Source organism: Anaerobacillus sp. QJM3NY_32, assembly GCF_056173645.1.
Genome location: NZ_CM149684.1, coordinates 3,120,636 through 3,144,046, shown reverse-complemented (window position 1 = coordinate 3,144,046; position 23,411 = coordinate 3,120,636). Strand labels below are relative to the sequence as shown.

Below are 23,411 nucleotides of genomic sequence, written 5' to 3'. Positions count from 1 at the left end.
CACGTATGCTTATTTCTTGCTTCATAAAGGTTGAAGCGTGGTGGATGCAGTGTTAGTATAAATGACCGTAGATGATTTTTCGGAAATCCAAAGGAGGCAATCATGCTAGAAAATAAAACCGTAACGTTTATCGGAGCGGGTTCAATGGCAGAAGCAATGGCTGCAGGAATGATTGAGTCAGGTACTATTGAACCTGAACGTATTATTATGACAAACAGAAGTAATGAACAACGTCGTCAGGAACTTATGGAGAACCACGGCGTATTGGCGACTCAAAGTATAGAATTCGCAGTTCGTGAGGCTAATGTTGTTATCCTAGCAATGAAGCCAAAAGATGTTGAACGTGCACTTGAAGGAATTGAAGATTTCATTTCAGATGATCAACTTCTCTTATCAGTTCTTGCTGGCGTACCATCATCTTATATTGAGGATCAGCTCGTTGGAGAGCAACCAGTGATCCGCGTTATGCCGAACACTTCAAGTATGATTGGTAAATCCATTTCTGCCCTAGCAGCAGGAAAACATGTAAATGATGAGCAGGTATCAATTGCCCGCGCACTTATTCGTTCTATTGGCGAAACAGTCGTGATCGAAGAAAAACAAATGGACGTATTTACAGGTGTTGCTGGAAGCGGACCGGCTTACATTTATTATGTTATTGAAAGTTTAGAAAAAGCAGCAATTGAAGGCGGTATTGAAACGGAAACAGCAAGGAAAATGGCTGTTCAAACTGTACTTGGTGCTGGAATGATGGCAGAGCAGTCAGAAGACTCTCCAGCTGATCTTAGAAAGAAAGTTACTTCACCAAATGGAACAACTCAAGCGGGTCTTGAGGCATTGTATGAAAATGGTGGAGGAGAAGCTTTTGAAGCCGCTGTTGATAATGCTGCAACACGCTCAAAAGAAATTAGCAACGAGTTTAATAAAAAACCTGTTATTCAATAAGAATCGGTGCATACCGGTTCTTTTTTTTTGCTGTGCTCGTTCGTATCCCATTTTTATACCAAATCATATGAGATTAAAGGAAACTTATATAGCCGTTATGAAATCGTGAAAAAGGATATGGGGCTATAAAGGTAGAACCAGAATCTATCCTCTACTTCCTCGTATTGGATGTTTTTTTCTATAAAATGTTAGTAGAATAATAGATGGAATATGATATGATAAGAATTGGATAATTTGTTTGATAGAGGAGGAAAAAATGATGAAAAAAGGGATTTTTGCACTTATTGCTGCGTTTTTGATCGCATTACCTTTCGCGAATACTGCAGCACAAGCTGAAGCTGATGTTAGTGGTGATGTAAAGAAGGGTGTTGCGGGTTACCTTGGGGAAGAGCATTATGACTATGATAAAGGTTCTCTTAAAGTTGTAGATGCTGAAAACATTGAAGTTGATAGCTCGGCAGATAAGGACTTTAGTAAGGTTTCTATGATGCTTGTAGAATTCACGACAGTTCGTGACAATATCTTCTTTGAAGATCATACACAGGTCCTTTTCTATGACACTGAAGCTAATGCTATTATTCCAGACTCAAAAGTATTAGACATTGAAAAAGCAAAAGAATACAAAGACAGTCATGCAGACGTAACGGGTGAGCATCTTCATATGAGTGTTATTCTAATTCTAAGTGCGATAATGCTTGTTGGTCCAGCACTTCTTGCTTATCTATGGTCAAAAAATAAGTATTCAACTCTTCGTTTTAAATTACAAAATAACGTATACGATACGAATACTACTTTCTAATTAATTAATGTATGTAACCCCCTTGCGATTCTTCCGCAAGGGGGTTTTAATGATTCAAGACTCCAAAGGGGAGTCCCAAGAAGCCTAAAGAGTTAGTCCTCTTATTGAGCTTGTAGTTCTACTAGTGTGCCTGTTTCAGCATCAACCATAAATTCAAGCTGTTGGAGCTGTCCTTCTTTTTCACAGGTTAGTCCACCAGCATATACTGTGAACGGGAGGTGGAACTTTTCTACTGAATCCGTTTTCATGTGAATCCATGAACCTTTGACAGTATAAGTAGGTTTGACAGCTCCCTTCACAGCTTTTAGTGCCTTTTCAGGTGATATATACGTTTTTTTAGAAGCAATCGTTGAAGTAGTAATAGCTGCTGCCCCAGCTCCAATAAGCGCTCCAATTAATAGATCTCTTGTTCTCATTACTATGATTCTCCCTTCCTTTAATGGACGATTTATTTTCCATCTTTAGTATATCTGAAGTTAGCTCTCTGACCAAATATTTCTATAGAAAATCCGTGACACTAGCAACAATTATCTAGATTCGATACAATAGGAAAGGAATAGAGGAACGATGGAAGGGGATACATATGGAAAAAGAAACTCTCTCGTTATTTAAAACATTAACCGAATTACAAGGTGCTCCTGGTTTTGAACATGATGTTAGAAAATTCGTGAAAAGTGAGATTGGCAAGTACACGGATGAAATTATTCAAGATAATCTTGGAAGCGTTTTTGGAGTTAAACGAAACAATGGCCCACGCATTATGGTAGCTGGCCACATGGATGAAGTTGGGTTTATGGTTACATCAATTACTGAAAATGGGATGCTTCGTTTTCAAACACTTGGTGGCTGGTGGAGCCAGGTGCTTCTTGCTCAGCGTGTTCAGGTTATGACCAAAAATGGTCCTATTCCTGGAGTTATTGGTTCGATCCCTCCACATTTGCTTGATGATGCTACACGAAACAAGCCAATGGCTATTAAAAATATGCTCATTGATATTGGTGCGGATAACAAAGAAGACGCAGAAAAAATTGGTGTCATGCCTGGACAACAGATCGTACCGGTATGTCCATTTACGCCTATGGCAAACGAAAAGAAAATCATGGCAAAAGCGTGGGATAACCGCTATGGTGTAGGTCTTGCCATTGAGCTGTTGAAGGAGCTTCAGAATGAAGAGCATCCAAATGAGCTTTATTCTGGTGCTACAGTTCAGGAGGAAGTAGGTTTACGTGGGGCACAAACAGCGGCAAACATGATTGATCCTGATCTTTTCTATGCTCTTGATGCTAGTCCAGCCAACGATATGACTGGAGATAAAAATGAATTTGGCCAGCTTGGTAAAGGGGCTCTCCTGCGTATTTATGATCGATCAATGGTTACTCATCAGGGGCTAAGGGATTTTGTGCTTGATACAGCGGAGAGCAACGAAATTCCTTATCAGTATTTCATCTCTCAAGGTGGAACTGATGCTGGACGAGTGCATTTATCTAATAACGGAGTACCATCTGCAGTAGTAGGAATCTGTTCAAGATACATTCATACGTCTTCATCAATGATCCACGTAGATGATTACGCAGCGGCAAAAGAACTATTGATTAAATTAGTGAAGTCAACAGATCAAGCTACAGTAGATAGCATTAAAAGCAACGTGTAAGTGAGGAGGGGCCAAAACGGCTCCTTTTCTTATGAGATCTTTTAAAAAATGGTGGAGGGAAGATGTATGGATAAAGTTGCAATCGGGTCGACAAATCCTGTGAAAGTTAATGCAGTCAAAGCTCAATTTAAAGGTGAAGTAGTGGGGGTGAGCGTTGAGTCAGGTGTCGCTGAGCAGCCTTGGGGTGATGAAGAAACACTTCTTGGTGCTAAACAAAGAGCAATAGCTTCAATGGAAAAAGGGCATGCGATAATTGGTATAGGTCTTGAAGGCGGAGTACAGATGGTAGGGGACCACTTATATGTTTGTAATTGGGGAGCACTTGTAGATGGGAATGGGAATGAAGTAGTAGCCGGTGGTGCAAGATTTCCACTTCCTGAAGAAATTAAGAAGAAGTTAGAACAAGGGGAGGAATTAGGTCCTGTCATTTCAGATTATGCGAGACAAGTCGATGTTAGCAAAAAAGAAGGCGCCATTGGTGTTTTTACCAATGGCGCCGTTACAAGAACTGACATGTATGAACAACTAGTTTCTTTACTGGTCGGTCAATATCAGCTGATGATTCGTTAATTTGTTTCTAAAATATAGGACAGGGCTTTTAGTGCCTGATCAGTATTTTCTACTGTAACTTGAGCTTTGTTCGATAGCTCCTTTAAAGGATGGTGCAATGATTCAGGGCGAACTAGAATAAGTGGTTTGCCAAGGGTGATAGCTGTAGCAGCATCCATTGCACTGTTCCATTGTTTGTAACTTTCACCAAATAATGCGAGGACAACATCTGATTTTTCAAGAAGAACCTGAGTTCTGAGATTATTGATCTCTGAAGCTGCTTCATCCTTCATAATAGCATTAGGCTGATTGCCTTTAATTTCTTCACCAACGGCGTCAGAACGCTCATGATTTTCCATGGGTCCTACGAAGTGAATAGGTAATTCCAGTTTGATTGCTTTTTCTTTTAATTCATTTCTCCAGTTATCGTGAATTTGTCCAGCAAGATAAACAGTTAAGTCCATTTGTAGTCCTCCTTTAATTTGATACCGGTATTATTGTAGCATGGCTTTTTCATATATTCCCAGTAAACAGAACGAGTAAAGCCTTTCTCGATAATAGAAGGTTAAATTACAATTTCTGTTTGAATAAGGCAAAATGAAAATGCCTGTTAGTTCTGAAACCTTAATCAAACGTGGTAAATAAGAAATTTGTGTATACTAAGTAAGGATCATCAGTCTGGAAGGAGAAAGTAATGAACGGATTTTTGCAAAGGAAAGGCGTAACTCTATCACCACGAGTCTATTTTATTACAGCTCTAAGCTACATGGCTCTTGGTCTATTTTCGTCGTTAATTATTGGCTTGATACTGAAAACGATTGGAGGGCAAATCTCATCGTTATCATTTCTTGTTCCTATTGGTGAGCTTGCGATGAGTTTAATGGGACCAGCGATTGGTGTCGCCGTAGCGTATGGTCTACAAGCTCCTCCTCTTGTCTTATTTGCATCGCTTCTAGCGGGTGCAGCGGGTGCTGAGCTTGGCGGTCCAGCAGGTAGTTACGCTGCAGCGATTATCGCGGCGGAAGCAGGCAAACTTGTTTCCAAGTCAACTAAGTTAGATATTATCGTGACGCCACTAATCACTATTTTTGCAGGTTATGGAACGGCAGCTCTTATCGGACCTGGCATTCAAACATTACTGACTAATTTTGGTTCACTCATTATGTGGGCGACAGAGCAACGCCCGATAATTATGGGAATCATAGTAGCTGTTCTTATGGGACTAGCTCTTACGGCTCCGATTTCTAGTGCGGCCATTGCAATCATGCTAGGATTAGAAGGCATTGCTGCAGGAGCAGCTACAGTTGGTTGTGCAGCTCAAATGGTTGGTTTTGCTGTAAGTAGCTACCGAGAGAATGGGGTAGGAGGCGTTATTGCTCAAGGAATTGGTACTTCTATGTTACAAGTTGCGAATATTGTTCGAAATCCATGGATTCTTCTTCCACCTACGCTAGCTGGCGCTATTCTTGCCCCGATTGGCAGCGGTTGGCTGACGATGTTAAACAACCCATCAGGTGCCGGTATGGGGACGAGCGGCTTTGTTGGACAAATCATGACATTGAACGTTATGGGCGCCGGAGGAAATATTTGGACAGCTATTCTTCTATTGCATTTTATTGGACCAGCTATTATAAGTCTGCTAATATCCGAGGTAATGAGAAAAAAAGGACTCATTCGTCCAGGAGATATGAAAATTAATACCGATTAGTACTAGGAGGTTTATCATGAAGAAATTTGCCACTCATGAAGAATATTTACAAGCAATTAAAGAAGGGAAATCGGTTTTGTTATTTTCCGCAGATTGGTGCCCTGATTGTCGCGTTATCGATCCGTTTCTTCCAGATTTAGAAGAGAAGTACTCTGAGCTAGATTTCTATTACGTTGATCGTGATGATCATATTGAACTTTGCCAAGAAATGGATGTTTTTGGCATCCCAAGTTTTGTAGCCTTTAATGAAGGTGAAGAGACAGGAAGATTTGTAAGTAAGATGAGAAAAAGCAAGGAAGAAATTGAGGAATTTCTTACAGAAGTTAAGTAATTTCGTACAAAGCTATGCGTGGCATAGCTTTGTTTTTGTATTGGTTTATTTCATGGTATGATAAAAGAACATCTCAATTATAGGTGGTGAAAATATGGAACCAAAAGAATTGAAGAAATTGCTCGAAAAACGTCTTCAACAAGAAGACCGTGAGCTTACATACAATCAAAAGGAAGAAAAACTTAGGGTAGAGGATAGTTCAACAGGTAAAGGAATTAGTCTTGGATTAAAGGGATTGTCTGCTAAGTATGAAGAGCGAGGCGAAAAGATACTAGATGAAGTCGTTCATCATGTAGAAGAAACGTTAAAAGTAATGAGAGAGAAGCAAGAACTTAATGGTAAAGAAAACCGCATCTTTCCAGTCATTCGCTCGGGGTCGTTTGCTTCAGAAACGGAAGCTGGCGTTCCATTTGTTTTCGAAGAACATACGGCGGAGACAAGAATCTACTATGCACTTGATCTTGGTCATTCTTATCGCTTGATTGATGAGGAATGGTTAAAGAAGGAAAATTGGACGAAAGAAGCCTTGCATGAAGTGTCATTGTTCAATTTAAGAGGGTTATCTACTGAAGTGAAAGCAGATACGGTTGCAGGAAATACATTTTATTTCTTGAATACAAACGACGGATATGACGCAAGTAGAATTCTTAATGATTCATTATTGGAACGCATGGCGAAGAGTGCGAAGGGTGAATTAGCGGTAGCTGTTCCTCATCAAGATGTCCTGATTTTTGCTGATATTGAGAATGAGCAAGGTTATGATGCACTTGCACAGTTGACCATGCATTTCTTTTCTAGTGGACTCGTACCAGTAACTGGACTTCCCTTTATGTATGAAGATGGAAAATTAGAGCCGGTATTTATTATGGCGAAAAACAAACCGAAAAAATAACTGTTTGATAAAAGGAGTACATGGACAATGAACATGTTTTACAATAAAGAAGGCGTTGGAGATACTCTAATCGTTACTTTAGGAAGTACTGAACGAGAAGATAAAGCAGTTCAGCGCAAAGAGAATATTGCACGTATTTATAGTAAAGAAACGAATAAAACTATTGGCTATAATCTATTTCATTTTTCACAAATCCAGGAGTTAACAAGCTCAGGTGTCGTTGAGGAAAGCGAAGAGCTTGTTAATGCTGTCAATCGGGCCATCCAAGCTAACGGATTTGATGATGAGCTTGTGTACGATGCTTCCCCTAAGTTTGTTGTGGGTTATGTCGAGGAAATGGAAAAGCATCCGAATGCTGATAAATTAAATATTTGTCAGGTGAACGTAGGACAAGAAAAGCTCCAAATCGTTTGTGGTGCTCCAAACGTCGACAAAGGGCAAAAGGTGGTCGTTGCGAAGGTTGGAGCCGTCATGCCTTCTGGTATGATCATAAAGGATGCGAGCTTGCGAGGAATTGAATCAACTGGAATGATTTGCTCAGCAAAAGAACTTGCACTACCAGATGCTCCTCAGGAGAAAGGGATTCTGGTCCTTCCAGAGGATCATGAAATTGGTACGGAATTTAAGGCCTACTAGAAATTTTTCTAGTAGGTTTTTTCTTTCTATAAAATTGGGAATAAGGAATATTGAACCTATTTTTGCGGTTTTAGACGAAGAACCTGTTTTTTTTACGAAAGATTTTAGAAACAGCCTTACAATGATAGGGGAGTTTCCGATAAAATAGAAGAATAAATCGACCTAAAAGGGCTTAATTAGAAAAGGTGATAGTAGTTGGATAATAATTGGATAAAAAAAGCGTGGAATAAATTATTTGACCTTGATGAGGAAGAAGAACCTCAAAGAAAGGAAACAGATGTTAAAGAAACAAAATCGTTAAAAGACCGACCTGATCGAAAACACTCCATTGGGCGGATGGAAAATGCGAATCGGAAGAATGAAGCAAGGATTGTTCACCAATACCCAAGAGAAGGGAACTTTCGATTCCCTCTTATTCCGGATCATTCAAATAACCAAAAGAATAAAGAAGGGAGAAAAGAAGTCCAACGCCATCAAAGTGAACAGATTACTACGAAAAAACCTAAGGCTGAGAATCGTAATCAGAGCATCACTTCTCCGAAGAAAGATGGCCCCTCCAGCAAAACGACGAGGGATGGGCTTTCAGAAAACAACGGTTCAGTAACAAATAAAAAATTCTCAGGTGTGAATTTCAAACCATCTCAAATCCCATCACCTATTTATGGTTTTAGCAAACGTCCTGTTACTGAAAAAATGGAAGAAGAAGTAAAAAAATCGCATCCAAACAATCGATATACATCACTCGATAAAAGTGACGTAATTGAAAAACTTATCCAGGAACCTGAACCTTATTCACTAAGCGAAGGGAACGGCATACTGACGGATTCAGATCAAGTTACTCAAGGTGTCGATCAGCAAGAGACTGAAGCCGTTAGTGTGAAAGAAGAAACGACAAGCAAGGCAATTGTTAATGAAGAAGAAAGAGAAGACAATAGAGAGGTCTTCATTTCTGATAAGAACAACTTTGGAGTTAAAAGCGATGCTTCCTTACCTCTTGAGACAGAAAAAGAGAGTGAACAATCTAGTGAAGCCGATTTGGAAATCAGTCAGCCTGAGAAACAGTGGGAGCAAATAGAAACTCTCACTGAAGATGTAACATTAGAAGAAACAAACGACCTTCAAAAGAACGAGATGTTAGAAGAGGAAAACGAAGAGAAATCAGAGTGGACTGCTGATTATGAAGTGACAGATGATATAGAAGAGGACTTTATCATTTCAGATGAAGATTTTATTGTTGAGAATCAAAATGAGGAACAGACAGCTATTGAAGAATCACCAGAACCAGAACCAGAACCAGAACCAGAACCAGAACCAGAACCAGAACCAGAACCAGAACCAGAACCAGAACCAGAACCAGAACCAGAACCAGAACCAGAACCAGAACCAGAACCATCTAATCAACTCGAAGTAGAACAGCAGTTTCAGCGAGAACAAATAGAAGAATCAATTGAGGAGTCGTCTCAACATCTTGAACATAAGGAGAAAAATGTTCAAGAACAATCCGGACGGGATTCCGCTCGACCAAAGCCGCAGGTTCCTTACAATGTAATGATGCTTGCGAATGACCGACGTCATTTAACAAAAAAACCAGGCAGTGGAGCAGAATATAAACTTCCTCCTATTTCACTTCTTGATATCCCTCCTCGCAATGAAGGTAATGACGAGCAGTGGCTTGAAGAGCAAAGGGAACTATTGGAGCTAACCCTTTCAAACTTTAATGTACAGGCTAAGGTAGTAGGGGCAACAATGGGGCCGACGGTTACCCGTTTCGAAGTGCAGCCAAGTCCAGGAGTTAAGGTGAATAAGATTACGAATTTAAGTGATGACATTAAATTAAGTCTAGCAGCTAGAGACATAAGAATGGAAGCACCGATACCTGGAAAGAATGCAATAGGAATTGAAGTGCCAAACCCTACGAGTAAGCCTGTATTTATTCGGGAGATTGTTCGAAGTGGAGCATTCCAATCTGAAGGTTCACTATTAAATGCGGCGCTCGGTTTTGACATTGCTGGGGAAGCAAAAATAACTGATATTCAAAAAATGCCTCATGGTCTTATTGCGGGTGCTACAGGGTCTGGTAAGAGTGTATGTATCAATTCGATCTTAGTGAGCTTATTGCTTAAAGCAAATCCTAATGATGTAAAGATGATGTTAATTGATCCTAAAATGGTAGAACTTGCACCATATAATGGCCTGCCACATCTAGTCACACCAGTTATTAATGATGTGAAAGAAGCTACTACTGCTTTAAAGTGGGCAGTGGATGAAATGGAAGAGCGTTATGAGAAATTTGCGGCAGCTGGTGTTCGAGATATCAAGCGATATAACGAGCGAGCGATAAACCACGGAGAACCTCAGCACAAACTACCATACATTGTCATTGTGATTGATGAACTCGCTGATCTAATGATGGTTTCACCACAGGACGTTGAGGATGCGATTTGTCGAATTGCACAGAAAGCAAGAGCTTGTGGGATTCATCTACTAGTGGCAACGCAAAGACCGTCAGTTGATGTAATTACAGGGCTTATTAAAGCGAACATCCCTACACGTATTGCTTTCTCTGTATCTTCGCAAATTGATTCTAGAACAATCCTTGATACAAGTGGCGCTGAGAAGCTTCTAGGAAAAGGCGATATGCTTTGTTTGGAGAATGGATCCTCGAAACCAGTTCGATTGCAAGGTAATTTTGTTTCGGACGAAGAAATTGAGCGAGTGACATCCTACGTACGTAAGCAGCGGAAGCCGAATTATTTGATCAAAAAAGAAGATTTAATGAAGAAGCAGCAGTACGATGATCAGGAAGATGAATTGTTTGAGGAAGCGTGCATGTGGGCACTTGAACAAGGTCAGGCTTCTTCTTCTGCACTGCAACGTCGTTTCCGAATAGGATTCAATCGAGCGGCAAGACTAATTGAAATGATGGAAGAACGTGGATTAGTATCTGAAGCTATGGGAAGCAAGCCTAGAAGTATTTTAATGACGAAAGCTGATTTTGAAGAAACATTCCTAAAAGATATGCACGTATAGTGCATATCTTTTCTACTTGTTTTATAGAGCCAGGTTCTATATGATAAGTAGTGTTAAGCTAATGTTAAATTATAGTCAGATAAGTGAATGGTTGAACATAGAGAGCTCACATTCGAATGACGAAACTACTTGAAGGAGCCCCATTATGAAGGAAATTGAACTTAAAATGCAAGGCAAAATAAAAAGGCTTACGAACCGAACCTTTAAATTTGATGAGCGTGTAGGCGAAGGCTGGTTTTCAGCTGTTTACTTCCTAAAGACATGCGAAATTGTGGAAGAGTTCAAGCCGGACAATATTGTGACAATGCAGTTCTTTCAAAAACATGATGCCGTTCTTTGTGGTTCAGATGAAGCAATTGCACTCATAAAAACCTTTGCGAAGGACCCTGAATCGCTTGAAATAGAGTCGCTAAAGGATGGGGATAAAATCTCTCCATTTGAAACGGTTTTGAAAATTAAAGGGCCATATCAAAACTTCGGTTTTCTCGAAGGAATTATTGATGGTATTCTGGGCAGAAGAACATCCGTCGCGACGAATGTTTATCATGTAGTGAAAGCAGCACGATCATCAGGTATCCAAAAACCGGTTATTTTCATGGGCGATCGTGATGATCATTATACTCAACAAGCGGGTGACGGGTATGCTTCTCATATTGGGGGGTCTACTGCACAGGCAACCCATGCGATGAATGAATGGTGGGGAAAAAGAGGAATGGGAACTATGCCTCATGCCTTAATTCAACTTTTTAAAGGTGATGTTGTTGAAGCATCAAAAGCTTATTATGCGAAATACCCTGAAGATGAATTGATTTCTCTTGTTGATTACAATAATGATGTTATTACGGATTCATTACGTGTAGCAAGGGAATTTGGCAAGACGTTGAAGGGTGTTCGAGTTGATACCTCTCGTACGATGGTTGATCAGTATTTTTGGCGTAATCCTGATGTTCTAGGGACGTTCGATCCAAGAGGGGTTAATGCAGAACTGATTTTTGCACTTAGAGATGCCCTTGATAAAGAAGGCTTCGAGCATGTGAAAATTGTAGTAAGCGGCGGTTTTACGGAAGAAAGAATTCGAACGTTTGAATCTCAAAACGTTCCTGTTGATATTTATGGTGTTGGAAGTAGTTTGCTTAAAGTAGACATTGGATTTACAGGAGATAATGTCATTCTTGATGATAAAGCAGAAGCTAAAGCAGGCAGAAAATATCGACACAACCCGCGTTTAGAGCGTGTTGAATAAGCAAAAAAGACAGGAACAAAATCCTGTCTTTTTTGCGCCCGTAGTGCCAAATTACTTTGATGAATTATATTGGAGACCTGTCTCTTTTTCTGCTATAATGTAGTATTGAAAAGAAAAGCAGCGCATACTTGTAATGACATCATATACTAAAAAAGGTTACGCGGAGAAGAAATGAAAGTGTGGAGGTTCTGAAATGACTATATATCACTTTGTTGGCATTAAGGGATCCGGGATGAGCGCTCTAGCACAAATCCTTAGCGATATAGGATACAGTGTACAGGGTTCAGACGTAGAGAAACGTTTCTTTACACAGGAGGCTCTTGAACAAAAAGGTATTACTATTCTTCCATTTGGAGAAGAAAATATTAAAGAAGATATGATTATTATCGCCGGCAATGCATTTGATGATCAGCATGAAGAGTTAGTGCGAGCAAGAGAAATGAACCTTCCTGTTTATCGCTACCATAAATTCCTTGGAGATTTTATTCAAAAATTCACTAGTATTGCTGTAACAGGCTCTCATGGTAAAACATCAACAACTGGTTTGTTGTCTCATGTTGTTGGGGCAGCAGAACCGACATCGTATCTTATCGGAGATGGTACTGGTAAAGGCGTAAAGGACAGTCAGTATTTTGTGTTTGAAGCATGTGAATACCGTCGTCACTTTTTATCTTACCAGCCTGATTATGCGATTATGACAAACATCGATTTTGATCACCCAGATTATTTTTCAGATGTTGATGATGTCTTTTCGGCATTTCAGGAAATGGCAATGCTTGTGAAGAAGGGTATTATTGCTTATGGTGATGATTCTTACCTTCAGCAAATCCAAACAAAAGTACCAGTCGTATTCTACGGCTTTGATGATCAAAACGATTTTCAGGCAACCAATATTAAAATTGATGAACATGGGACAACATTTGATGTTCATGTTCGTGATGATTACTATCGTACATTCCAGATTCCGATGTACGGGAAACACAATGTGCTGAATGCTTTATCTGTCGTTGCTCTTTGTCACTATGAAAATCTTTCAGGAGATGCAGTAGCTGCTCAACTTGCAAACTTCAAAGGAGTTAAGCGTAGATTTACAGAAAAAGTCGTTGATAACCAGGTACTAATTGACGATTATGCGCATCATCCAACTGAAATTAAAGCAACTATAGAATCAGCACATCAGAAGTATCCAAATCGTGAAGTTGTGGCCATTTTCCAACCTCACACGTTTACAAGAACAAAGACGTTCCTAAATGAATTTGCAGATGTGTTAAAAGAAGCAGATGTTGTTTACTTATGCGACATCTTTGGATCGGCACGGGAAGATGCAGGTCAGTTATCGATTGATCAACTGATTGAAAAAATCCCTAATGCTCACATGATCTCTGAAGATTCCATTCAGCAGCTTAATGACCATGATAAAGGAGTACTTCTTTTCATGGGAGCCGGTGATATTCAGAAATATCAAGAAGCATATGAGACCGAAAAAGCGTCTATTTAAGCGAGAAGGCTCCTTGAGCCTTCTTTTTTTTACTATTCTCCTGATAGAGAAGAATGAGAATGTGTTATAAAAAAAATTAAAAAAGGAATAATGAAACTTGTAACGAATTAATTATGGTGTAGGGTAGTAAAGTAGACTCATTTTTCGTTCGTATGTGAAATGACAAACTTGTGTTTACGAAAGAGGAATGAAGGGAAGAGATTCAGAAAAGGGAGGTGCCAGCACATGGAGATTATTTTGTATTTAAGTGTAGCTATTATTGCGATTGCATTTGCAGTTCTTGTTTATTTCGTAGCCCAAACTCTCAAATCCTTGAAGGATACGCTGAGTAATACGGCGAAAACACTTGATAGCCTTGAAAAACAAATGAATGGTTTAACAACTGAAACTACTGCACTGTTACATAAGACTAATTTGCTTGCAGAAGACATTCAGGGGAAATCTGAAGCTCTGGATACTGTTTTTGTACAAGTAAAAGAAGTTGGAACATCACTTGGAAAGATGAATCATTCATTAAGAAATATTTCTGGAAAAGTAACAGATGAGGCAGAGCGTCAATCTGAACAAGTTACAAAAGTCGTTCAGTGGGGAAATGCTGCCATGCAAATATGGCAAAAATGGCAAGTTAAGAAGAAAGCCACAGATCAGTACGTTGATTCAAAATAATAGGAGGTATTTATATGTCGGATAACAACATTAACACAAAAGATTTTATCATTGGTTCACTTATTGGTGGTATCGTTGGAGCAGCGGCTGCACTACTTTCAGCACCTAAATCAGGTAAAGAACTTAGAAGTGATCTAAATCAACAAGCTGGAGCAGTGAAGGAAAAGACTTCTCAATTCCGTGATTCTGCAGTAGAACGTAGCACAGATTTTGCTAACCGTGCTAAAGAAAAATCTTCAACAATTTACAAGCAAGTATCGGATCAATCGAATAACATTGTTTCAAAGATTAAAGATCGTAATCTTGAAACAGAAGAAAATAGTGATCTGCATACTCAGGCAGATGCTGACGTTGAGAGCTTCCAACAGGATCTTAGCGATCATTTCTCTGAAGAAGAACCAGCTTCAATGGAGAATCCTACTAAGTCCTAATTTGTTATATAGAAATGAAAAAGAAGAAGCATAATGCTTCTTCTCAGGCTGTCGAGAAAGTCTCGACAGCCTGTTTTTTTGTTTTTTCCTCTTTCTCCCTCATTTCGCTCTCTCGTTTTGTTACCCTATAAATAGATTCTATTTAGGCGGTGATTTCATTGTTTCAATCTAGAAAAGCGCGACAAAACGAATTAGAAATGGTAACGATTGATGAATTAGTCCCTGAAAACCACTTACTTCGCAAAATTGATCACTACATAGACTTTTCCTTTATTCCAGAGAAAGTACGTCCCTACTATTGTGAAGACAACGGACGTCCCTCGCTAGATCCTCTAGTGCTGTTCAAGATGATGTTTATCGGTTACATCTATGGAATTCGGTCCGAACGAGAATTGGAACGTCAAATTCAAACCAATGTCGCTTATCGTTGGTTTCTCGGATTAAATCTTACAGACACTGTGCCTCATCACTCCACCATCAGCTGGAATCGTCGAATGAGATTCCATGAAACGGATATCTTTCAAGAGGTCTTCGATGAAATCGTTCATCAGGCGATGAACCATCGTATGGTTTCAGGGCGTGTGCTTTATACAGATTCAACTCACTTGAAAGCCAACGCCAATAAGAAGAAGTTCTCCAGAAAAGAAGTGAACGTTGAAACGGTAGACTACATTGAAGAGTTGAATGAAGCCGTCGAACAGGACCGGACTGATCATGGAAAAAAGCCTCTAAAAGAAAAGAAGGAGGTGAATAAGACGAAAGAAATCAAAGTCAGTCACACAGATCCAGAGAGTGGCTATTTGTATCGAGAACACAAGCCTGAAGGATTCTTTTACTTAGATCATCGCACGACAGATATGAAATTTAACATCATCACAGACGTCCATATTACCCCAGGTAATATACATGATTCCAAGCCTTATTTACAACGATTAGACCGACAGATGAAACAATTTGGATTTAACGTTGAAGCCGTAGGCTTAGATGCCGGTTACTTGACCACGCCAATATGTCATGGATTAGAACAACGAAATGTGTTTGGGGTTATTGCCCACCGTCGTTATAAATCCAGAAAAGGAATAATGCCGAAATGGAAATATACATACGATGAAAACGTAGACCAGTATGTCTGTCCGCAGGGTGAATCATTAACATACGCGACAACCGATCGAGAAGGCTATCGTCACTATAAATCTGACCCAACTATATGTAAGACCTGTCCACTGTTAGCTCAGTGTACGCAAAATCATAAACACCAGAAAACCATCACCCGACATGTTTGGGAAAGTGCGAAAGAACAAGTTCGGGAGAACCGGCTTTCCAATGAGGGAAAGTGGATATATCGCATGAGAAAAGAGAAAGTCGAGCGTAGCTTCGCAGATTCAAAAGAACTGCATGGGCTGCGTTATTGTCGTTTGCGAGGAAAACAAAAAGTTCGCGAACAAGCGTTACTAACAGCTGCCTGTCAGAACATGAAGAAGATTGCCCTTCACCTAGACCGGATGAGCTAGGTGAAGGAGAGTTTTTTTCATTTGGATACAACCAAAACCAAAAAACGCAGGCCATAAAAAAGAAAGACAAAAGAAAAAGCTTGTAGAGGAACCGGGGGTTCCTCTACAAGCTGAGAAGAAGCATAATGCTTCTTCTTTTTCATTTCCTGTAAACTTCTTTATAATGAATTTATAGCAATTTGAAGGGGGATAAACTTATGGCCATTACAAAAATAACTACATCAGAAGATTTCAAACGCATCAAGGAATCTAATAATCAATTTCTATTATTTAAAAATAGTACAACTTGCCCAATAAGTGCTCAAGCTTTTGAAGAATTTCAGAAGTTTTCCGAGGGCGTGTCAGAAGACGTGTATTATTTGAACGTGCAGGAATCACGTCCTTTATCAACTGAAATTGCTGACTCATATGGAGTAAAGCATCAGTCGCCACAAGCGCTAGTGTTTAATGAAAATGAGGTTGTATGGAATGATTCACATTGGAGAATCACTAATACCTCGTTATCGGATGCTGCGAAAAAATATTTAAAGTAAACGGCTTTATAAAGCCGTTTTTCTTTTACTGACATGGTTTAATGCTTAAAAGCGTTTAAGAATTAAAAGAAAAGTAGTGACATTTTATTTTTCATCGTATATAATAACCCTAATCACTTAAACAGATAGGAGTGGAGATATTATGGCTAATATCCAAATTGATGAGTTGAGAGAGAAATTAGACGAGATTAACCTGCAGCTGCTTGATTTAATTAATGAGCGTGCTGAAGTGGCGAAAGAGATAGGTAGAGTAAAGAAAGCACAGGGGATTAATCGTTTTGACCCTGTTCGGGAACGTAAGATGCTTGATTTGCTTACAGAGAAAAATGGTGGGCCTTTTGATAATTCCACTCTTCAACATATATTCAAGGAAATTTTTAAGGCAAGCCTTGAGTTACAGGAAGACGATCATCGTAAGGCGCTTTTAGTTTCAAGAAAACGCCAACCCGATAATACGGTTATTGATATTAAAGGCGAAAAAGTTGGAGATGGCGGGCAAGTTCTTATTTCAGGACCTTGTGCTGTTGAAAGCTATGAGCAAGTTGCTGAAGTAGCGAGGGCTGTTAAGAAGCAAGGATTTAAAATGCTTCGTGGTGGAGCTTTCAAACCACGTACATCGCCATACGACTTCCAGGGTCTTGGAGAAGAAGGATTAAAGATTCTTAAACAAGTTGCTGATGAGTACGATCTAGCTGTAGTCAGTGAAATTGTAAACCCTGCAGATATTGAAACAGCAGTTAAGTACGTTGATGTAATTCAAATCGGAGCACGTAACATGCAGAACTTTGAGTTACTTAAAGCGGCAGGATCCGTTGATAAGCCGGTTCTTCTAAAAAGAGGTTTATCTGCGACAATTCAAGAATTCATTAATGCGGCAGAATACATCGTATCGAACGGTAATACACAAGTAATGCTTTGTGAACGAGGAATTAGAACTTACGAAAAAGCAACGAGAAACACGTTGGATATTACAGCAGTTCCAATTCTTAAACAGGAAACTCATTTGCCAGTTCTAGTTGACGTAACGCATTCAACTGGACGCAAAGATCTTCTATTCCCTGCAGCAAAAGCAGGTCTAGCTATTGGAGCAGACGGTATCATGGTGGAAGTTCATCCAGACCCAGCTGTAGCTCTTTCCGATGCGGCTCAGCAGTTAGATATTCCACAATACGAACAATTTGTTAAAGATCTAAAAGCAAGTGGTTTATTCAATCCAGCGAAAGCTGCGCCTTCTACTTTATAAGTAGAAGGTTTTTTTCTGTGTATGATGTATGAATCCTCAACCTGATGTTCCTAAGTGGCTTGGGTTCTATTGGAATAAAAGAACGTAAGAGTGTTATCATATATAAAGATGGAAGCAAATACGACAGATTTATGATTTAGTCTTTGAAAATTTACGCTTATATAAAGCAAAAAGCGACTAAATATGCTATCTTTAATACAGTATCTAATTGTGAAATAACCTACATAATCATAATAGCAGGTGTTTCACAGCTAATAGTGGTTTATTAGTGTGAGTCGATATAGGTTTTGGTTTGCAGTCAAACGGATAGTATCGTATCATTAAATAAATTAAAGTCCGTAAGAGCATGAAGGAGGATCATCGTGAATACAACGATTTATGACGTAGCGAAAGAAGCAGGAGTATCAATGGCAACTGTATCAAGGGTTGTGAATGGCAACCCTAATGTTAAGCCTGCAACAAGAAAAAAGGTATTAGAGGCGATTGAAAGACTTGGATACCGTCCCAATGCTGTAGCAAGAGGTCTTGCTAGTAAAAAAACGACGACTGTCGGAGTTATCATCCCTGATATTTCGAGTATTTTCTTTGCTGAGCTTGCTCGCGGTATTGAGGATATTGCTACAATGTACAAATATAATATTATCTTGAGTAACTCAGATCAAAATAAAGAAAAAGAAATTCATCTTCTAAATACGATGCTTGGAAAACAGGTAGATGGAATTGTGTTTATGGGCGGTAAAATTACAGAAGAACATGTTGAAGAATTTAAGCGCTCACCTGTTCCGATTGTTCTAGCAGCAACCCTAGAAAAGGGCCAGGAGATTCCGTCAGTTAACATTGATTATCAAAAAGCTGCATATGAGCTTGTGACTAGCTTTATTGAAAAAGATCATAAAAAAATTGGACTTGTTAGTGGTCCATTAGAAGATCCAATTAACGGTGAAGAAAAGTTTCTTGGTTACCGAACAGCTTTAGAGGATGCAGGTATGAAAGTTGATGAAGATTGCGTTGCAATTGGCGACTATACGTATGACTCAGGTATTGAAGCAATGGAAGGGTTTCTTGAACTAGATGAGAAGCCAACAGCTATCTTTGCAGGTACGGATGAAATGGCACTAGGCGTTATTCACGCTGCACAGGACAACGGTTATAACGTTCCGGAAGATTTCGAGGTCGTTGGATTTGATAACACAAGACTAGCAACGATGGTTCGACCAACGCTTTCAACCGTTGTTCAACCTATGTACGATATTGGTGCTGTTGCCATGCGTCTTCTTACAAAATTAATGAATAAAGAAACAGTAGAAGAACAAACGGTTGTTTTACCACACCGTTTGCAACATCGTAATTCAACTACTCATAATCAAGATTAAAAAAACGAGCCTAGGCTCGTTTTTTTATTAATTTACTATTTGATAAAGCGCTCGTTCGCAAGTTAGTTTGTTTTTTTCTGTGATTTCCTGTTTCCTTGGAATGGGCTCATACAAATCAGCTTTATCATGCCAATTCTCTGGAAGAGAAAGTGGTGAGAGTGGGGCCCACCTTTCAATCCATTGTTTTGGTAGGGCACCGTCTACTGATAGCCCTTTCATTTCTAACCAAATTCTTGACCAAGCGCGTGGTACAACACGCCAGATATCGTAACCACCCCCGCCAACGGCAATCCATTTTCCATCACAATACTCATGAGCTAATTGGTGTGCTAGTTTTGGAATGAACTCATAGCTTTTCATGGAAACAGAGAGATGTGTTAACGGATCATAATAATGAGCATCTGCACCATTTTGAGTTAGGATTACATCCGGCTTGAAAAAATCGATTACTTTTCGAAACGAATCCTCGTACACTTCCTGAAATGACTCGTCCTCTGTAAAAGCGTCAATCGGAATATTAAATGAAAACCCATATCCTTTTCCTTGACCTTTCTCATTAATATTTCCTGTTCCAGGAAATAAATAGCGTCCCGTTTCATGGATAGATAGTGTGCAAACATCAGGGTCGTCGTAAAAAGCCCACTGCACACCGTCTCCGTGATGGGCGTCAGTATCAACATAAAGGACCTTTGCACCGTATTTTTGTTTCATGTATTCAATGGCGATTGAACTGTCATTATAGATGCAAAAGCCTGATGCTTTACCTCGGAAACCGTGATGGAGTCCTCCGCCTATGTTAAGGGCATGATCAGACTTTCCTGTCATAACTGCATCAACTGCAGTCAGCGTTCCCCCAACAATAAGAGCACTAGCTTCATGCATGTTCGGAAAGATTGGAGTATCTTCTGTTCCAAGACCGTAGTTAGCTGCAACAGAGGATGCAAGGTTTCCTTTACTAGCTTTTTTTACAGCTTCTATGTAGGCTGGGTCATGAATAAGAGCAATCTCACTATCGGTTGCAATCCGAGGAGGGACCACTTCTTGATCATTTAAAGCATTTATTTCGGTAAGCAAGTCCTGTGTGAGCTTAACACGTATATGATTGAAAGGATGATCGTCACTGAATTTATAATTTAAATAGTCTGAGGAATATACAAAAAGGGAGTCGCACTTCATTTTTGAACACCCGGCATATTTGGCCAGAGAACCTCATAACCTTCATTTTTAATATCGTTTACAACGGAAGTGGGATTCATCGTTTGTATTCGAAAAACGATATTTTTGAATTTTTCATTGTGACTACACGGGTAGACTAGAACGCTAATAATGTTAACATTGCGCTTTTTAATGATTTGGGTAATATCGGCCAATTGTCCTGACACATTTTCCACCTGTACTTCAATATGTGAACTCGGCTGGTGTGCCCCTGTCAAAAGGATTAACGTATGTAACATATCCGTTTCAGTAACCATTCCGATTACTTTTCGGTTTTCAACAATCGGAATCGAACTAATGCGCTGCTCATAAAAGATCGTAGAAATTTCTTCTACAAAATCCAATGGGTGAGCTGTAATGACGTCTTTCTTCATAATAGAGGAAAGAGGAGACTGTAACACTTCCTTGTTTGGATTTGAGTCAAGAATTGATGGACTAGCATCTTTAATATCTCGATCTGATATAATGCCAGTGAGCTCCCCTTCGCTATTTACGATAGGGAGATGGCGAATGTTTTTTTCTCTCATCATTTTAATGGCATCCGCAATGGTTTGGTTCTCTTCAAGTGAAAATACATTTTGATTCATAATTTCTTCAATGACCAACTTGGCTCACTCCTTTGCAATCTTAATACATGAAGCGATTATGGAATCGCAGGCGATCAAACGCTTGAACAGAGTCCTGGTTAATTCTTGTCCCAATTCTAGCCATTAAGCAATTTGCAGGATGAGAGCTTATTTCAGGATCATCCGTTGCATACCACTCAAGACCTCCTGCATTCATCATTTTCTCCATCACTTTACGATAATCCCAAACTGATAAACCTGTTCCTTTAAGGTCCCAATGCCAATAATACTCGGTAGTTATGACGATGTAATCATTCATTGCATCGTCCATAAATGACGTTTTGAGAAGGCTTTTGCCGACTTTAGCATTACGGTACTTTGGAATAACTTCAATCGCTCCTAATTCAATTAAATCTTCCATATTGCCTTCTGACCAACGCTCAAGTGGGTCTGGATATAGAAATGTGACATAGCCTACAATGGTTTCTCTTTCCCTAGCCACAATGATACGGCCTTCAGGCAGACCAGCTATTTCAACCAGTGCTTTATGCTGTTGTTCCGGTGGGCGAAATGCGACAAGGTCCTTATGTAAATGATAGGATGCCAGGCGATCTGGAGTAATTGGTCCTTCAATAATAAGTTTTCCATGCGGGGTGTTCTTCTCGATTGCATTATACGTTTTACGATGTTCCATCTAGTCACCACCTTTTAATAATGGTCTCAGTTCTTATTATACATGAAACGCGATAAATGTAAGGGGTTTCAATGTTATTTTTTGAAGTTTTGTCATTTGTTAAAAAATTAGGAATTTATGTTATACTATCAGTGAAAGACATGAAGGAGAAGGAGGAGATTACTTATGGAATTGAAACCGCTTTCTGCTACATTGGGTAATCATAATTTACAGGATTATGAAGCTACATATGAGAATTTTGATTGGAAAGACGTGGAGAAAACATTTACCTGGAGTGAGACAGGTAATGTCAATATGGCCTACGAAGCAATCGATAGGCACGCTGAGTCCGATCGTAAAAACAAAGTAGCTCTTTATTTTTCTGACCCAACACGAGATGAGAAGTATACGTACAGTGAGATGAAATCAATGAGTAACAAAGCAGGTAACGTTCTAAAAAAAGTGAATGTCGAAAAAGGAGATAGGGTCTTTATTTTCATGCCAAGATCTCCTGAGCTATACTTCATTCTACTCGGAACGCTTAAGTTAGGTGCGATTGCTGGCCCACTTTTTGAAGCCTTTATGGAAGGTGCAGTAAGGGATCGTCTTGAGGATAGTGAAGCAAAGGTACTTGTTACAACACCTGAGCTACTTGAGCGCGTTCCGGTTGATGAGCTTCCTAATCTCGAAAGTGTTGTGCTAGTAGGAAATAACGTTAAAGAAGAAGGTCCTTATATAGACTTTTATAAGCATTTTGAATCAGCAGAAAAGAAGCTTAAAATAGAATGGGTTGACCGTGAAGATGGTATGATTCTCCATTACACATCAGGTTCAACTGGTAAGCCGAAAGGCGTACTTCATGTTCATAATGCGATGATACAACACTATCAAACGGCGAAATGGGTACTTGACTTAAAAGAAGATGATGTCTACTGGTGTACAGCTGATCCAGGTTGGGTAACGGGGACGTCATATGGCATATTTGCTCCATGGCTTGCTGGAACGTCGAACGTCATTCGTGGTGGTCGTTTTAGTCCAGAAGATTGGTACGGTACGATCGAAAAATATGAAGTAACTGTATGGTATAGTGCTCCTACTGCATTTCGTATGCTTATGGGTGCGGGAGATGAGATCGTTAAGAAATTCGAACTTTCATCTTTACGTCATGTACTAAGCGTAGGAGAGCCATTAAATCCTGAGGTTATTAAATGGGGTAACAAAGTTCTTGAACGGAGAATTCATGATAACTGGTGGATGACAGAAACGGGAGCTCAGCTAATCAGTAATTATCCATCAATGGAAATAAAGCCAGGATCAATGGGCAAACCAATTCCAGGCGTGCACGCAGCAATCGTAGATGATCAAGGAAATGAACTTCCTGCTAATCGAATGGGGAACCTTGCGATTAAAAAAGGCTGGCCATCAATGATGCGAGCGATTTGGAATCGTCCTGAAAAATATGAAAGCTATTTCTTAAAAGGAGACTGGTACGTATCTGGTGATTCAGCTTATAAAGATGAGGACGGATACTTCTGGTTCCAGGGGCGAGTCGATGATGTTATTATGACTTCGGGTGAAAGAGTTGGTCCATTTGAAGTTGAAAGTAAACTAGTCGAACATAGTGCTGTTGCTGAAGCTGGGGTGATTGGGAAACCGGATCCTGTGCGAGGTGAAATTATTAAAGCCTTTATTTCACTTAGAGATGGTCATGAACCGTCTGATGAGTTGATGGAAGAGATAAGAAATTTCGTTAAAAAAGGACTTGCAGCTCATGCAGCACCTCGAGAAATCGAATTTAGAGATAAGCTTCCGAAAACGAGAAGTGGTAAGATCATGCGTCGCGTATTAAAGGCGTGGGAGCTGGATTTACCAACTGGCGATTTGTCTACAATGGAAGATTAGGTAATAGAAAACAGCC

The 23,411-nt window shown here is 39.6% G+C and carries 23 protein-coding genes; 18 read left to right on the top strand and 5 right to left on the bottom strand.

What is annotated here, in order from left to right:
• Positions 1 to 102 precede the first annotated feature (102 nt).
• Positions 103 to 945: a pyrroline-5-carboxylate reductase gene (gene proC / locus AC0VYH_RS16460; protein WP_475372760.1), complete on the top strand. Its 843-nt coding sequence runs from the start codon at positions 103 to 105 to the stop codon at positions 943 to 945.
• Between the two features lie 259 nt (positions 946 to 1,204).
• On the top strand, positions 1,205 to 1,744 hold the full coding sequence (locus tag AC0VYH_RS16455) for a hypothetical protein (protein ID WP_194219235.1): 540 nt from the start codon (positions 1,205 to 1,207) through the stop codon (positions 1,742 to 1,744).
• A gap of 101 nt (positions 1,745 to 1,845) precedes the next feature.
• Here AC0VYH_RS16455 and AC0VYH_RS16450 read toward each other — a convergent pair whose 3' ends face one another.
• The gene (locus AC0VYH_RS16450; protein WP_430245910.1) at positions 1,846 to 2,160 is read right to left on the bottom strand and encodes a hypothetical protein; all 315 of its coding nucleotides are present in this window, start codon (positions 2,158 to 2,160) and stop codon (positions 1,846 to 1,848) included.
• Positions 2,161 to 2,327: 167 nt separating this feature from the next.
• Between AC0VYH_RS16450 and AC0VYH_RS16445 the strand changes: the two genes are divergently transcribed.
• Together AC0VYH_RS16445 and AC0VYH_RS16440 are read left to right on the top strand one after the other, a co-directional pair.
• The gene (locus AC0VYH_RS16445) at positions 2,328 to 3,395 is read left to right on the top strand and encodes a M42 family metallopeptidase (RefSeq protein ID WP_430245907.1); all 1,068 of its coding nucleotides are present in this window, start codon (positions 2,328 to 2,330) and stop codon (positions 3,393 to 3,395) included.
• A gap of 66 nt (positions 3,396 to 3,461) precedes the next feature.
• Entirely contained in the window at positions 3,462 to 3,965 is a 504-nt protein-coding gene (locus AC0VYH_RS16440; RefSeq protein WP_430245905.1) for a DUF84 family protein, read from the top strand.
• Here AC0VYH_RS16440 and AC0VYH_RS16435 read toward each other — a convergent pair.
• Entirely contained in the window at positions 3,962 to 4,408 is a 447-nt protein-coding gene (locus tag AC0VYH_RS16435) for a YtoQ family protein (RefSeq protein ID WP_475372759.1), read from the bottom strand. The two genes, AC0VYH_RS16440 and AC0VYH_RS16435, sit on opposite strands and share 4 nt — an antisense overlap.
• A gap of 230 nt (positions 4,409 to 4,638) precedes the next feature.
• Here AC0VYH_RS16435 and AC0VYH_RS16430 point away from each other — a divergent pair, with 230 nt between their 5' ends.
• From AC0VYH_RS16430 to ccpA, 13 genes are all read left to right on the top strand, one after another.
• Complete coding sequence (locus AC0VYH_RS16430) at positions 4,639 to 5,652, top strand: PTS sugar transporter subunit IIC (protein WP_430245903.1); 1,014 nt, start codon at positions 4,639 to 4,641, stop codon at positions 5,650 to 5,652.
• 16 nt (positions 5,653 to 5,668) lie between these two features.
• Positions 5,669 to 5,983: a thioredoxin family protein gene (locus AC0VYH_RS16425; RefSeq protein ID WP_194219241.1), complete on the top strand. Its 315-nt coding sequence runs from the start codon at positions 5,669 to 5,671 to the stop codon at positions 5,981 to 5,983.
• A 94-nt stretch (positions 5,984 to 6,077) separates the two neighbouring features.
• The gene (locus tag AC0VYH_RS16420) at positions 6,078 to 6,875 is read left to right on the top strand and encodes a DUF1444 domain-containing protein (protein WP_430245901.1); all 798 of its coding nucleotides are present in this window, start codon (positions 6,078 to 6,080) and stop codon (positions 6,873 to 6,875) included.
• Positions 6,876 to 6,902: 27 nt separating this feature from the next.
• Positions 6,903 to 7,511: a YtpR family tRNA-binding protein gene (gene ytpR / locus AC0VYH_RS16415; protein ID WP_194219243.1), complete on the top strand. Its 609-nt coding sequence runs from the start codon at positions 6,903 to 6,905 to the stop codon at positions 7,509 to 7,511.
• 195 nt (positions 7,512 to 7,706) lie between these two features.
• Positions 7,707 to 10,541: a DNA translocase FtsK gene (locus AC0VYH_RS16410; RefSeq protein ID WP_475372758.1), complete on the top strand. Its 2,835-nt coding sequence runs from the start codon at positions 7,707 to 7,709 to the stop codon at positions 10,539 to 10,541.
• Between the two features lie 145 nt (positions 10,542 to 10,686).
• Positions 10,687 to 11,784: a nicotinate phosphoribosyltransferase gene (locus AC0VYH_RS16405; RefSeq protein ID WP_430245897.1), complete on the top strand. Its 1,098-nt coding sequence runs from the start codon at positions 10,687 to 10,689 to the stop codon at positions 11,782 to 11,784.
• 193 nt (positions 11,785 to 11,977) lie between these two features.
• Positions 11,978 to 13,282 carry a UDP-N-acetylmuramate--L-alanine ligase gene (gene murC, locus AC0VYH_RS16400; protein WP_194219245.1) on the top strand — a complete coding sequence of 435 codons (1,305 nt, stop codon included), beginning with the start codon at positions 11,978 to 11,980 and terminating at the stop codon, positions 13,280 to 13,282.
• A gap of 225 nt (positions 13,283 to 13,507) precedes the next feature.
• Complete coding sequence (locus AC0VYH_RS16395) at positions 13,508 to 13,948, top strand: DUF948 domain-containing protein (protein ID WP_194219246.1); 441 nt, start codon at positions 13,508 to 13,510, stop codon at positions 13,946 to 13,948.
• Positions 13,949 to 13,962: 14 nt separating this feature from the next.
• On the top strand, positions 13,963 to 14,379 hold the full coding sequence (locus AC0VYH_RS16390; RefSeq protein ID WP_194219247.1) for a YtxH domain-containing protein: 417 nt from the start codon (positions 13,963 to 13,965) through the stop codon (positions 14,377 to 14,379).
• 158 nt (positions 14,380 to 14,537) lie between these two features.
• Positions 14,538 to 15,890 (top strand): IS1182 family transposase, encoded by a 1,353-nt coding sequence (locus tag AC0VYH_RS16385; protein ID WP_475372757.1) that lies wholly within the window; start codon positions 14,538 to 14,540, stop codon positions 15,888 to 15,890.
• Between the two features lie 197 nt (positions 15,891 to 16,087).
• Positions 16,088 to 16,423: a bacillithiol system redox-active protein YtxJ gene (gene ytxJ / locus AC0VYH_RS16380; RefSeq protein ID WP_475367808.1), complete on the top strand. Its 336-nt coding sequence runs from the start codon at positions 16,088 to 16,090 to the stop codon at positions 16,421 to 16,423.
• A gap of 142 nt (positions 16,424 to 16,565) precedes the next feature.
• Entirely contained in the window at positions 16,566 to 17,666 is a 1,101-nt protein-coding gene (locus AC0VYH_RS16375) for a bifunctional 3-deoxy-7-phosphoheptulonate synthase/chorismate mutase (RefSeq protein WP_283153869.1), read from the top strand.
• 362 nt (positions 17,667 to 18,028) lie between these two features.
• Entirely contained in the window at positions 18,029 to 19,039 is a 1,011-nt protein-coding gene (ccpA, locus tag AC0VYH_RS16370; protein ID WP_226614743.1) for a catabolite control protein A, read from the top strand.
• 27 nt (positions 19,040 to 19,066) lie between these two features.
• Here the strand turns inward: ccpA and AC0VYH_RS16365 are convergent, their stop codons facing one another.
• The 3 genes from AC0VYH_RS16365 to AC0VYH_RS16355 are packed head-to-tail and all read right to left on the bottom strand — an operon-like array spanning position 19,067 to position 21,514.
• Positions 19,067 to 20,215 carry an acetoin utilization protein AcuC gene (locus AC0VYH_RS16365; protein WP_475365623.1) on the bottom strand — a complete coding sequence of 383 codons (1,149 nt, stop codon included), beginning with the start codon at positions 20,213 to 20,215 and terminating at the stop codon, positions 19,067 to 19,069.
• Positions 20,212 to 20,859, bottom strand: a complete 648-nt coding sequence (locus AC0VYH_RS16360; protein ID WP_430245890.1) for an acetoin utilization AcuB family protein — start codon at positions 20,857 to 20,859, stop codon at positions 20,212 to 20,214. Before AC0VYH_RS16360 ends, AC0VYH_RS16365 begins: the two co-directional genes overlap by 4 nt.
• Positions 20,860 to 20,881: 22 nt before the next feature.
• Positions 20,882 to 21,514 (bottom strand): GNAT family N-acetyltransferase, encoded by a 633-nt coding sequence (locus AC0VYH_RS16355; RefSeq protein WP_194219253.1) that lies wholly within the window; start codon positions 21,512 to 21,514, stop codon positions 20,882 to 20,884.
• A gap of 165 nt (positions 21,515 to 21,679) precedes the next feature.
• On the opposite strand from AC0VYH_RS16355, the gene acsA reads away from it, so the two are divergent.
• Positions 21,680 to 23,395: an acetate--CoA ligase gene (acsA, locus tag AC0VYH_RS16350; RefSeq protein WP_430245888.1), complete on the top strand. Its 1,716-nt coding sequence runs from the start codon at positions 21,680 to 21,682 to the stop codon at positions 23,393 to 23,395.
• The last annotated feature ends 16 nt before the right edge of the window (positions 23,396 to 23,411 follow it).

Coding starts and splice junctions, on each gene's coding strand:
- ytpR (WP_194219243.1), top strand. CDS start 6,903: ATGAACATGTTTTACAATAAAGAAGGCGTTGGAGATACTCTAATCGTT.
- acsA (WP_430245888.1), top strand. CDS start 21,680: ATGGAATTGAAACCGCTTTCTGCTACATTGGGTAATCATAATTTACAG.
- murC (WP_194219245.1), top strand. CDS start 11,978: ATGACTATATATCACTTTGTTGGCATTAAGGGATCCGGGATGAGCGCT.
- AC0VYH_RS16455 (WP_194219235.1), top strand. CDS start 1,205: ATGAAAAAAGGGATTTTTGCACTTATTGCTGCGTTTTTGATCGCATTA.
- AC0VYH_RS16390 (WP_194219247.1), top strand. CDS start 13,963: ATGTCGGATAACAACATTAACACAAAAGATTTTATCATTGGTTCACTT.
- AC0VYH_RS16395 (WP_194219246.1), top strand. CDS start 13,508: ATGGAGATTATTTTGTATTTAAGTGTAGCTATTATTGCGATTGCATTT.
- AC0VYH_RS16435 (WP_475372759.1), bottom strand. CDS start 4,408: ATGGACTTAACTGTTTATCTTGCTGGACAAATTCACGATAACTGGAGA.
- AC0VYH_RS16405 (WP_430245897.1), top strand. CDS start 10,687: ATGAAGGAAATTGAACTTAAAATGCAAGGCAAAATAAAAAGGCTTACG.
- AC0VYH_RS16420 (WP_430245901.1), top strand. CDS start 6,078: ATGGAACCAAAAGAATTGAAGAAATTGCTCGAAAAACGTCTTCAACAA.
- ytxJ (WP_475367808.1), top strand. CDS start 16,088: ATGGCCATTACAAAAATAACTACATCAGAAGATTTCAAACGCATCAAG.
- AC0VYH_RS16365 (WP_475365623.1), bottom strand. CDS start 20,215: ATGAAGTGCGACTCCCTTTTTGTATATTCCTCAGACTATTTAAATTAT.
- AC0VYH_RS16375 (WP_283153869.1), top strand. CDS start 16,566: ATGGCTAATATCCAAATTGATGAGTTGAGAGAGAAATTAGACGAGATT.
- AC0VYH_RS16445 (WP_430245907.1), top strand. CDS start 2,328: ATGGAAAAAGAAACTCTCTCGTTATTTAAAACATTAACCGAATTACAA.
- AC0VYH_RS16440 (WP_430245905.1), top strand. CDS start 3,462: ATGGATAAAGTTGCAATCGGGTCGACAAATCCTGTGAAAGTTAATGCA.
- AC0VYH_RS16425 (WP_194219241.1), top strand. CDS start 5,669: ATGAAGAAATTTGCCACTCATGAAGAATATTTACAAGCAATTAAAGAA.
- AC0VYH_RS16430 (WP_430245903.1), top strand. CDS start 4,639: ATGAACGGATTTTTGCAAAGGAAAGGCGTAACTCTATCACCACGAGTC.
- AC0VYH_RS16450 (WP_430245910.1), bottom strand. CDS start 2,160: ATGAGAACAAGAGATCTATTAATTGGAGCGCTTATTGGAGCTGGGGCA.
- proC (WP_475372760.1), top strand. CDS start 103: ATGCTAGAAAATAAAACCGTAACGTTTATCGGAGCGGGTTCAATGGCA.
- AC0VYH_RS16355 (WP_194219253.1), bottom strand. CDS start 21,514: ATGGAACATCGTAAAACGTATAATGCAATCGAGAAGAACACCCCGCAT.